4 protein-coding genes and 1 pseudogene are annotated in these 4,637 nt (G+C 54.9%); 1 reads left to right on the top strand and 4 read right to left on the bottom strand.

Annotation, left to right across the window (positions count from 1 at the left end; translation table 11 throughout):
• Window positions 1-73 precede the first annotated feature (73 nt).
• From B3Z49_RS09265 to B3Z49_RS09250, 4 genes are all read right to left on the bottom strand, one after another.
• A complete protein-coding gene (locus tag B3Z49_RS09265) occupies window positions 74-1,045 on the bottom strand; it encodes an Hsp33 family molecular chaperone HslO (protein WP_296990252.1) in 972 nt (323 codons plus the stop codon).
• A gap of 163 nt (window positions 1,046-1,208) precedes the next feature.
• On the bottom strand, window positions 1,209-2,126 hold the full coding sequence (gene argF, locus B3Z49_RS09260) for an ornithine carbamoyltransferase (RefSeq protein ID WP_008889025.1): 918 nt from the start codon (window positions 2,124-2,126) through the stop codon (window positions 1,209-1,211).
• Window positions 2,127-2,159: 33 nt separating this feature from the next.
• Complete coding sequence (locus B3Z49_RS09255) at window positions 2,160-3,317, bottom strand: aspartate aminotransferase family protein (protein WP_296990255.1); 1,158 nt, start codon at window positions 3,315-3,317, stop codon at window positions 2,160-2,162.
• A gap of 231 nt (window positions 3,318-3,548) precedes the next feature.
• The gene (locus tag B3Z49_RS09250; protein ID WP_008889022.1) at window positions 3,549-4,358 is read right to left on the bottom strand and encodes an ABC transporter permease; all 810 of its coding nucleotides are present in this window, start codon (window positions 4,356-4,358) and stop codon (window positions 3,549-3,551) included.
• A gap of 94 nt (window positions 4,359-4,452) precedes the next feature.
• On the opposite strand from B3Z49_RS09250, the pseudogene B3Z49_RS09245 reads away from it, so the two are divergent.
• Window positions 4,453-4,637: pseudogene (locus B3Z49_RS09245) on the top strand (RecX family transcriptional regulator); the annotation flags it as partial.

Genomic DNA, 4,637 nt, shown 5'->3' with positions numbered 1-4,637 from the left:
CATGGTGACGTTGCTTTAGGATTAAGGCAAGGCTGTGACGAACAATTAAGCCCCGAAGCCCCTGAAGCCGCTACTAGATTTTCGGCGATGCCGCTTCGGGATCATCTGCCTTGAGCTGACGCAGCTCCGCCTCGTTGAAGCCGTAACGCGTGTTGCAGAACTGGCAGGAAACACCAACCTCGCCGGTATCGGCTTCACGCATCGACAGAAGCTCCTCAAGCGGATAGGTCACAAGCGCGCCTTCGATCTTCTCGCGCGAACAACGGCATTTGAACTGAAGCTGGGTCTGTTCAAACACGCGCGGTTCCTCGTCATGGAACAGGCGCCAGATCAGGTCATGGGCCGAAAGCGAAATATCAACCAGCTCGTTCTCGGTCGCACTCGCCATCAGGATGGTTGATCTGTTCCAGTCTTCAGATACCTTTTCTGCCTCTTCCGGGGTGCTCGCATCGCCCGATGCGCTGACCGGCATTTTTTGCAGGAACAACCCGCCGACCCACCAGTCATCTGCGGTCTCGCCGCGATGAACTTCGAGCTTGAACGATGTTTCAAGCTGTTCGGACTGGCGGAAATAGGCCTCTGCACATTGCGCCAGCGTCTCGCCTTCAAGCGATACAATCCCCTGATAACGCTCGTGCTCGTCGCCCTGATCGACCGTGAAGGCAATATGTCCCCGTCCCATCAGCTTAAGAACCTGACCCCGAAGGGCATCCTCGCCGCCTTCTTCCTCGGCAATCATGGTTTTCAGGCGTTCTTCATCGACCCGAAGGCAGGCGCGCACATTGCCATCGCTATCGACATCGACCACCAGCATGCTGATCGGCCCGTCGGAGCTGGTCTGAAGGGTAAACAGGCCTTCATATTTCAGCGACGAGGACAACAGCACGGCAAGGCCGATGATCTCGGAAAGCAGATGGTTGGCAAGCGCAGGATAGGAGTGCTGCCCGATGATGGTCTGCACCGTCGGGCCCAGGCGCGTGAAGCGGCCACGGATGTTGGAATGATCCAGCGTGAAGGGCTGGCAAAAATCGACAGCAATCTGCATTTTCAGCTTCCGCGTTTTTACGTGTTGCGGGGCGTATAACAACTGCGACCCCGCATTGTCGAGGCGCATAAGGCAAACACCTGACAGCATAGCAAAGGGCGGCCAATGCCGCCCTTCAAATTCGATATGGCTTATTTAGGGGCCATAACCCGGATGGCAAGCCTTACGACGGCAAACCATTCAGGCAATAGAGCAAAACACCCTTTTGCGCATGCAGGCGGTTTTCCGCCTCGTCAAACACAACCGACTGTGGCCCGTCAATCACCGCGTCGGTGACTTCTTCGTTTCGATGGGCGGGCAGACAATGCAGGAAGATCGCATCATCCTTGGCCTGTGCCATGGTGGTTTCATTAATCTGATAGGGCGAAAGGGCTTCCATACGGGCGTCGTAATCTTCATCGCCCATCGAGACCCAGCAATCGGTAACCACAACATCGGCCCCCGCAAGTGCACTGTCCATATCGGTCAGACGCACTTTGCCGCCTTCGGCATTGGCGGTTTCAATCAGACCCTGATTGGGGCGATAGCCCGCCGGGCACGCCATATCCAGTGCAAAGCCGAATTTCGGCGATGCATGAATGAACGATGCCGAGACGTTATTGCCATCACCAACCCAGGCGAACTTGAGGCCTTCTAGCTTGCCCTTGTGTTCCTTGACCGTCATCAGATCGGCCATGATCTGGCACGGATGGCTTTGGTCGGTCAGGCCATTGATCACCGGCACGGTGGCATATTGCGCCAACTCATGCAGTTTGGATTCATCGGTGGTTCGGATCATAATCGCATCGACAAAGCGCGACAGAACGCGCGCGGTATCGGCAATGGTTTCCCCGCGGCCAAGCTGGCTGCTGTCAGCATCAAGCGTCACCACATCACCGCCAAGCTGGCGCATGCCAACTTCGAACGACACACGCGTACGGGTCGACGGCTTTTCAAAAATCAAAGCCAAAGTCTTGCCCGCAAGCGGCTTTACCCCGAACGGAGCTTTCCCGGCCTTCTCGGAGTCGCCAAGGGCCAGAATATCCTTAAGCTCGCTTGCCGACATTTTGTCGAGATCGAGAAAATGGCGAATATCAGTCATAGTCAAATTTCCTTCCGCGCCCTTATTTGCGCATTATTTACCAAGGGCGGCAGCGGCTGCATCAATGGCAACCAGCGCTTCGTCAACATGGGTTTTGGTGATGTTAAGCGGCGGAATGATACGCACCACATTGTCGCCTGCCGGCACGGTCAAAAGATTGAACTCGCGCAGTTTGGCAACAACATCAACATTGGCCGGTTTGGTTTTCATCCCCAACAGCAGGCCCATGCCACGCACTTCTTCGATAAAGCCCGGATGCTTGCGTGCAATCACCTCAAGGCCATCAACAATCAGGCGGCTCATTTCCAGAACATGGTCCATGAAACCGGGTTTCAGAACCTCATCCAGCACCGCATTGGCCGCCGCCGTTGCAAGCTGGTTACCGCCAAAGGTCGTGCCATGCATACCGGGCGTAAAGGCAGCGGCTGCCTTTTCATTGGCAAGCAACGCCCCGATCGGGAAGCCACCGCCAAGTCCCTTGGCCGAGGAAATGATATCAGGCTCCATGTCCGACCATTGATAGGCAAACAGTTTGCCGGTTCGGCCAATACCGGTCTGAACTTCGTCAAACATCACCAGCATGCCGAATTCATCGGCCGCCTTGCGCACACCCTCAAGATACCCTTCCGGCGCACAGCAAATGCCGCCTTCGCCCTGGATCGGCTCAAGGATAATGCCGCCGGTATTTGGCGTAATCGCGTTGCGAAGTTCGTTCAGGTTGCCAAACGCCACCCGGTCAAAGCCATCAGGCATCGGCCCGAAACCTTCGCGGTATTTCTCGCTATAACCTGCGGTCAGGGTGCCAAGGGTCCTTCCATGAAACGCATTGGTCGCAACCAGAATGCGGTTCTTTTCCGGATGGCCCGACACATACTGATACCGACGCAGCATCTTGATGCCCGCTTCATTCGCCTCGGCACCCGAATTACAGAAAAACACCGTATCGGCAAAACTGTTCTCAATCAGCCGCTTGGCCAGCTTTTCCTGCCCCGGCATCTGATACAGGTTCGAGGTATGCCAAAGCTTGCCAACCTGTTCGGTCAGTTTCGCCACCAGATGCGGGTGCGAATGACCAAGCGTGTTGACCGCGATCCCCGACCCGAAATCAAGGAATCGTCGGCCGTCCTGCGCATAGAGATAAGGTCCTTCACCTTTCTCAAAGGCCAAATCGGCCCGCGCGTAGGTCGGCATGACGGGAGTAATCACTTTCTTATTCCTCAATTCGGGTAAAATTCACATTCCTGACCGATTGGTCAAGCTCCAGCGGACTGCTGGGAAGCCGAGGAGTATCAAGAGATTCACCGACCCTGTCAACGCCGCAAAAGCACGTACGACACTGATTTAAAAATGGTCATCAAAATGAAAAAGGACGGCATCCGCATCAGAATACCGTCCTTTGTGATTTGGCAATCAGATCGGCGCTTAGGCCTTAAGCTTGTAGCCGGTTTTGATCATGCGATAGCACAGCAGCCAAAGCGCCGCATTGACCAGGGCAAGAACCACCACACCTGTCATGATCGTGCCATCGGAAATCCCGGTAAAGCCATAACGGAACCCGTCAATCATGTAGAAGAACGGGTTGAAATGCACCAGAACCTGACCGGCTTCGGGCAGGCTTTCCGCACTGTAAAACGTGCCTGACAGGAAGGATAACGGGGTCACGACAAAGTTGGTCACAACCGCGATATGGTCAAACTTCTCTGCCCAGACACCACCCGCAATCCCCAGAAGCGACAGCATCAGGGATGCCGAAATCCCGAAATACAGGATCGCCCAGATATTGTGGATTGCGACGTCAACAAAGAACGACATGAAGATCGCGGTGACCAGACCAACGATCATGCCGCGCGTTACCGCGCCAAAGGCAAAACCGGCAACCATTTCGCCTGCCGACAGCGGCGGCATCAAAACATCGACGATATTGCCCTGTACCTTGGCAATCGTGATCGAGCTTGAGGAGTTGGCAAAGGCGTTTTGCACCATGGTCATCATGATCAGACCGGGTGCGAGGAAGGTGGCAAACGGAATGCCATTGACCATTTCAACCGCACGGCCAAGGGCCAGCAGGAAAACAGCAAGAAACAGCAGGCTGGTAACAACCGGCGCACCAATGGTTTGCAAATGCACATTCAGGAACCGACGGACTTCTTTGGCATAAAGGGTCCAAAGTCCAAGCCAGTTCACAGCCCCCATATAACGCGGGGCAAGAGCACGTTGCTCTGACTCGTTCATGGAATTTCCTTCGGAAAAATGCAGACAATTGCGCGTAAAATAGGGAGAGTGGGGTCATACTTGCAAGGGTGTGAATTCATTCATAGTGTCAGTCATGCACGACAAACATCGCCAAAGCCCGGAAACCAGCGACTCTGCGCGCGAAAAAAAGCCCGCCGGAAATGCGCGTTTTTCCAACCAGTCCGGCAAAAAGTCGAAAACCCGCTCGCACGAACCCAAACGCCCGCGCAAGGTCACCCGCGACTATCTGATGAATTATGCCACCTGGTATCTCGAACG

The organism is Thalassospira sp. UBA1131 (assembly GCF_002311515.1).
Taxonomy (GTDB): Bacteria; Pseudomonadota; Alphaproteobacteria; order Rhodospirillales; family Thalassospiraceae; genus Thalassospira.
Note: the sequence above shows the minus strand (reverse complement) of the source record. Positions and strands in the feature narration are given on the sequence as shown.

Excerpts from the sequence above, each read along its gene's own strand:
- argF (WP_008889025.1), bottom strand. The coding sequence starts at position 2,126 with ATGACTGATATTCGCCATTTTCTCGATCTCGACAAAATGTCGGCAAGC.
- B3Z49_RS09250 (WP_008889022.1), bottom strand. The coding sequence starts at position 4,358 with ATGAACGAGTCAGAGCAACGTGCTCTTGCCCCGCGTTATATGGGGGCT.
- B3Z49_RS09265 (WP_296990252.1), bottom strand. The coding sequence starts at position 1,045 with ATGCAGATTGCTGTCGATTTTTGCCAGCCCTTCACGCTGGATCATTCC.
- B3Z49_RS09255 (WP_296990255.1), bottom strand. The coding sequence starts at position 3,317 with ATGCCGACCTACGCGCGGGCCGATTTGGCCTTTGAGAAAGGTGAAGGA.